Genomic DNA, 5,009 nt, shown 5'->3' on the forward strand with positions numbered 1-5,009 from the left:
CCCTTCCCCCGTCCGGCGCACGACGGCGCGGGGCCGGGTTCCCCGGGCGGGGTACCCGGCGCGGTCGCCGGCACCGGGGACTCGCCGCTGCACCGCGCGGTGCGCCGGATCGTGGAGGAGTGCGGCAGCGGCGTCGTGGTGGCGGGGGAGCTGGAGCGCCGCGCGGTGGCGCACGACGCGTCCCACTACCTGATGCAGCCCCACGCGGTGCTGCGCCCCCGCAGCGAGAACGAGGTGGGGCGGATCTTCGCGACGGCCGCGGGCACCGGGGCGGGGCTGACCCTGCGCTCGGGCGGCACGTCCCTGTCCGGGCAGGCGGTCACGGACCAGCTGCTCGTGGACGTGCGGCGGCACTTCAAGGACGTGGCGGTGCTGGACGGTGGCGCCCGCGTGCGGGTGCAGCCGGGCGTGACGGTGCGGCGCGTCAACGCGCTGCTGGCCCCGCACGGGCGGGCGCTGGGACCGGACCCGGCGAGCGAGACCGCGTGCACGCTGGGCGGCGTGGTGGCCAACAACTCCTCCGGCATGGCGTGCGGCACCGAGTTCAACACGTACCGCACCCTGGAGTCCATGGTGCTCGTGCTGCCCTCCGGCACGGTCCTGGACACCGCGGCCCCGGATGCCGCGGAGCAGCTGCGCTCGCGGGAGCCCGAGCTGTTCGAGGGCCTGCTGCAGCTGCGGGACCGGGTGCGGGGCAACCCCGAGTCCGTGCGGACCGTGGAACGGCTCTTCGCCATGAAGAACACCATGGGCTACGGGCTGAACTCGTTCCTGGACCACGAGGACCCGGTGCGGATCCTCGAGCACCTCATGATCGGTTCCGAGGGCACGCTGGGCTTCGTGGCCAGTGCGACACTTCGCACCGTTCCCGTGCACCCGCACGTGTCCACCGGGCTGCTCGTGTTCCCCACGGTCGTGGCCGCCACCAGCGCGGTGCCGAGCCTCGTGGCCTCGCGCTGCGCCACGCTGGAGCTGCTGGACGCCACCTCGCTCGCGGTCTCGCAGCGCACGGGCCTCGCACCGCCCGTGATCATGGACATCCCCGTGGACCAGCAGGCCGCCCTGCTCGTGGAGTACCAGCACGACACTCCCGAGGGTGTGCGGGACCTCGCGGAGGCGGCCCTTCCCACCTTCGATGCGCTGGACCTCGCCGGCCCCGTGGCCCTGACCACCGATCCCCGGGAGCGCGCGAGCCTGTGGACCGTGCGCAAGGGCCTGTACACCACCGTGGCGGGCAACCGGCCGCAGGGCACCAACGCCCTGCTGGAGGACGTGGTGGTGCCCGTGGACCAGCTGGGCACCACGTGCGAGGAGCTCACGGGGCTGTTCGACGCGCACGGCTACCGGGATTCCGTGATCTTCGGCCACGCCAAGGACGGCAACGTCCACTTCATGCTCAACGAGCAGTTCGACGACCCCGCCCAGCTCACCCGCTACGAACGCTTCACGGAGGAGATGGTGGACCTGGTGCTGGGTCACGGCGGGTCTCTGAAGGCCGAGCACGGCACGGGGCGCATCATGGCGCCGTTCGTGCGGCGGCAGTACGGGGACGAGCTGCACGCGGTCATGGTGGAGCTCAAAGAGCTCATCGACCCCGACCACCGCTTCAACCCGGGCGTGATCCTCACCGCCGACCCGCGCGCCTACCTGCGGGACCTCAAGACCGCCCCGCCCGTGGAGTCCGAGGTGGACCGGTGCGTCGAGTGCGGCTACTGCGAGCCCGTGTGCCCGTCCCAGGACCTCACGCTCACCCCGCGCCAGCGCATCGTGGGGCGCCGGGAGATCGCGCAGGCCGAGGAGCGCGGGGACGCTGAGCTCGCCGCCCGGCTGCGCCGCGAGTACGACTACGCGGGGCTGCAGACCTGCGCCGTGGACGGCATGTGTGTCACGGCGTGCCCCGTGCACATCAACACCGGGGACCTGGTGCGGCGGCTCCGCGCGGAGAACCACTCCAAGGTCGCGGACCTCGCGTGGGCCGCGGCCGCCCGCTCCTGGGCCGCCACCTCCGCCGGGGCATCGTTCGCGCTGACCCTGGCCTCCCGCATGCCCCCGGCGCTGCCCTCCTCCGCCACGCGCGCCGCCCGCGCCGTGCTCGGGGCGGACACCGTGCCGCGCTACAACGCGTCCCTGCCCGCGGGCGGCGGCGCGCGCTCCCGGTTGACGACGCCGCCCGGCCCGTCCTCCGCCGAGCTCCCGCTCCGCCGTGCTGCGGATTCCAGGACCACGGATTCCAGGGCCGCAGATCCCCGGGCCACGGGAGTGGGCGCGGCGGGCGGCCGCGAGGACCACGCGGCGTCGGACCCCGTGCAGGACGACGCCGTCCGCGCCGTGTTCTTCCCCGCGTGCATCAACGCGATGTTCGGCACGGCCACGGGAGAGGGACCGAGCACGTCCGAGGCGTTCCTGCGGGTCTGCGAGCGCGCCGGGGTCGCGGTGCGGATCCCCGAGGGCATCGACGCGGCGTGCTGCGGCACCCCGTGGAAGTCCAAGGGCCTGCCCACGGGCTACGCCACCATGACCGAGCGGACCCTCGGCCTGCTGTGGGAGGCCTCGGACCGCGGTCGGCTCCCGGTCGTGTGCGATGCGGCGTCCTGCACCGAGGGGCTGGCGACCATGCAACGGCTCGCGGCGGAGCACCCCCGGTACGGGGAGCTCGAGTTCGTGGACGCGGTGACGTTCACCGCCGAGCACGTGCTCCCCCGCCTGGACCCCGCGTCCCCGCTGGAGACACTGGCCGTGCACCCCACGTGCTCGTCCGTGCACCTGGGGATCACGGAGGACCTGCTGAGCGTGGCGAACGCGTGCGCGCGGGAGGTCACGGTGCCGGTGTCCTGGGGCTGCTGCGGCTACGCCGGGGACCGCGGGATGCTGCACCCGGAGCTCACGGCCTCCGCCACGGCGCGGGAGGCCGCCGAGGTCCGCGCGGGTGACTTCGAGGCGTACGCCTCCGTGAACCGGACGTGCGAACAGGCCCTCACCGAGGCCACCGGAGAGCCCTACGAGCACGTGTTGCAGGTCCTGGAGCGCGTCACGCGCTGAGGCCCGCGGCACGGCCGGGACCGGCGTCGCGGAGGGGCGCTACGCCGTCGTCCCCGGGTCCGGAACCCCGCGCGAGGCCGCACGGGCCACGGGACCGGCGGACACGGCGCACACGAGCACCCCGGCGAGCAGGCACCACACGAATCCCGTGCCCGCGCCCACCCCGGCGAGCTCCGCCACGGCAGGAGCCAGCACGGCCAGCACGAACGGCACCGCGAAGCCCACGTAGGTGAGGGTGTAGAAGACCCCGATCAGCGCCCCGAGGTCGTGCGGGCGGGCCAGCAGCTCCACCTCGCGCAGCCCGGCGACCATCATGAGCCCGTAGCTCACCCCGAGCATCACGGCGGTGGGGAACGCGAGCCAGCTCAGCTGCCCCGCGACCGTCACGGCGCCGAGCAGGAGACCGGCGCTCGCCGCCCCGAGGCCCGTGACGGACAGCGGGAGCCAGCCCCGCTCCCCCAGCCGCGAGGCCAGGGGCTGGACCAGCACGCCCGTGAACATGACCGTGGCAGCCACCAGGCCCAGGTACGCCACCGGGAACCGCACGATGCCGATCACGAAGGACGGGATGCTCGCGAACGCCACCGTGGCCGTGCCGAAGACCCACGGGGACCAGGCCGCAACCACCCAGAAGAACCGGGCCGTGAGGGCCACGGGAGGCACCAGTGGCCGCGCCGCGCGGGGCCCCCGGGCGGGGAGCTGCGTCTCGGGAACCCGCCACACGAGCGCGCCCGCCAGGAGCACGAGCACCGCGTGCACCACGAACGGCGTGACCTGGGGAGCGGGAAGGAACTGCGCCAGCAGGCCGGCCACGAGGGGCCCGGCACCGAAACCGCCGGAGAGCACCACCGTGGCCCGGCGGGGCCCGGCACCCGGGCGGTCCGCGCTGAGCTGCTTGACCCACGCGGACCCCGAGGACATGGCCATGCCCACGCCGAAACCCATGACCCACCGCCCCGCGTAGAGCAGCCAGTCCGAGGCCTGGGAGGACAGCGCCAGCACGAGGGACGCCACGAGCACCACGGCGAGCGCGGGGCGCATCACCGCCCGTCGGCCCCGGTGGTCGGACACCGGCCCGAACACCAGCAGCGCGGGCACCAGCCCGGCCGCGTAGATCCCCAGCATCCCGGTCACGAAGGACTCGCTCAGCCCGTCCTGCGAGCGGTACACCTCGAGCATCGGCGCGAAGAGGTTTGCGCCGAATCCCACGGTGAACATGGCCGCGCCAACGCGCCACCACGTGCGCGGGGTGACCGCCTGACCGCCTGCTCGTCCCATGGTGGCGAGCGTACCCGCGGGCCCGGCGGGGATTTCGCATTCCCCGAATCCTGACGCTATGCTGGAGCAGTTGTTCGCGGGCTCCGTCCGTGCAGCAGCGGGATGTGGCGCAGCTTGGTAGCGCGCGTCGTTCGGGACGACGAGGTCGCAGGTTCAAATCCTGTCATCCCGACTCGAATCCCCTTGCTCCTCCGCAACCGGAGCAAGGGGATTTTTCATGTCCGCCCCCGCCTCGGACGCCGTTGCGTTCTCCTGGACGACGCGCACGGGGTCCCTGCGTGCCACCGCGCGCCCGGCCGTGGTGGAATCGTGGTCATGACATCACTGCCCCGCCACCGCCCGTTCGCCCAGGTGGACGTGTTCTCCGCCGAACCCTGCCGGGGCAATCCCGTGGCCGTGGTCCTGGACGGCTCGGACCTCACGGACGAGCAGATGGCACGCTTCGCGCGCTGGACCAACCTCTCCGAGACCACGTTCGTCCTGCCGCCCACCTCCCCCGACGCCGACTACCGGCTGCGGATCTTCACTCCCGACCGCGAGCTGCCGTTCGCGGGCCACCCCACCCTGGGCTCGGCCCGCGCCTGGCTGGCCGCCGGGAACTCGCCGCACACCCCCGTGCTCGTGCAGGAGTGCGCCGCGGGTCTCGTGCGCATCCACCCCTCCCCGGACGACGACGCCGCCCTGGCCTTCGA

At 73.7% G+C, this 5,009-nt stretch carries 3 protein-coding genes and 1 tRNA gene; 3 read left to right on the forward strand and 1 reads right to left on the reverse strand.

Annotated features, from left to right (window positions below; genetic code table 11):
* Window positions 1-99: 99 nt before the first annotated feature.
* Window positions 100-3,039, forward strand: a complete 2,940-nt coding sequence (locus tag CWC38_RS10860; RefSeq protein ID WP_240625231.1) for an FAD-binding and (Fe-S)-binding domain-containing protein — start codon at window positions 100-102, stop codon at window positions 3,037-3,039.
* A gap of 39 nt (window positions 3,040-3,078) precedes the next feature.
* Here CWC38_RS10860 and CWC38_RS10865 read toward each other — a convergent pair whose 3' ends face one another.
* Window positions 3,079-4,317 (reverse strand): MFS transporter, encoded by a 1,239-nt coding sequence (locus CWC38_RS10865; RefSeq protein ID WP_121846746.1) that lies wholly within the window; start codon window positions 4,315-4,317, stop codon window positions 3,079-3,081.
* A gap of 98 nt (window positions 4,318-4,415) precedes the next feature.
* Between CWC38_RS10865 and CWC38_RS10870 the strand changes: the two genes are divergently transcribed.
* Both CWC38_RS10870 and CWC38_RS10875 read left to right on the forward strand, forming a co-directional pair.
* Window positions 4,416-4,489: transfer RNA gene (locus CWC38_RS10870), tRNA-Pro, on the forward strand.
* A gap of 143 nt (window positions 4,490-4,632) precedes the next feature.
* Window positions 4,633-5,009: PhzF family phenazine biosynthesis protein (locus CWC38_RS10875; RefSeq protein WP_133306257.1), on the forward strand; the 377-nt coding region annotated here is incomplete at its 3' end.

The organism is Kocuria tytonicola, assembly GCF_003687455.1.
Lineage (GTDB): Bacteria > Actinomycetota > Actinomycetes > Actinomycetales > Micrococcaceae > Kocuria > Kocuria tytonicola.

Coding starts and splice junctions, on each gene's coding strand:
- CWC38_RS10865 (WP_121846746.1), bottom strand. CDS start 4,317: ATGGGACGAGCAGGCGGTCAGGCGGTCACCCCGCGCACGTGGTGGCGC.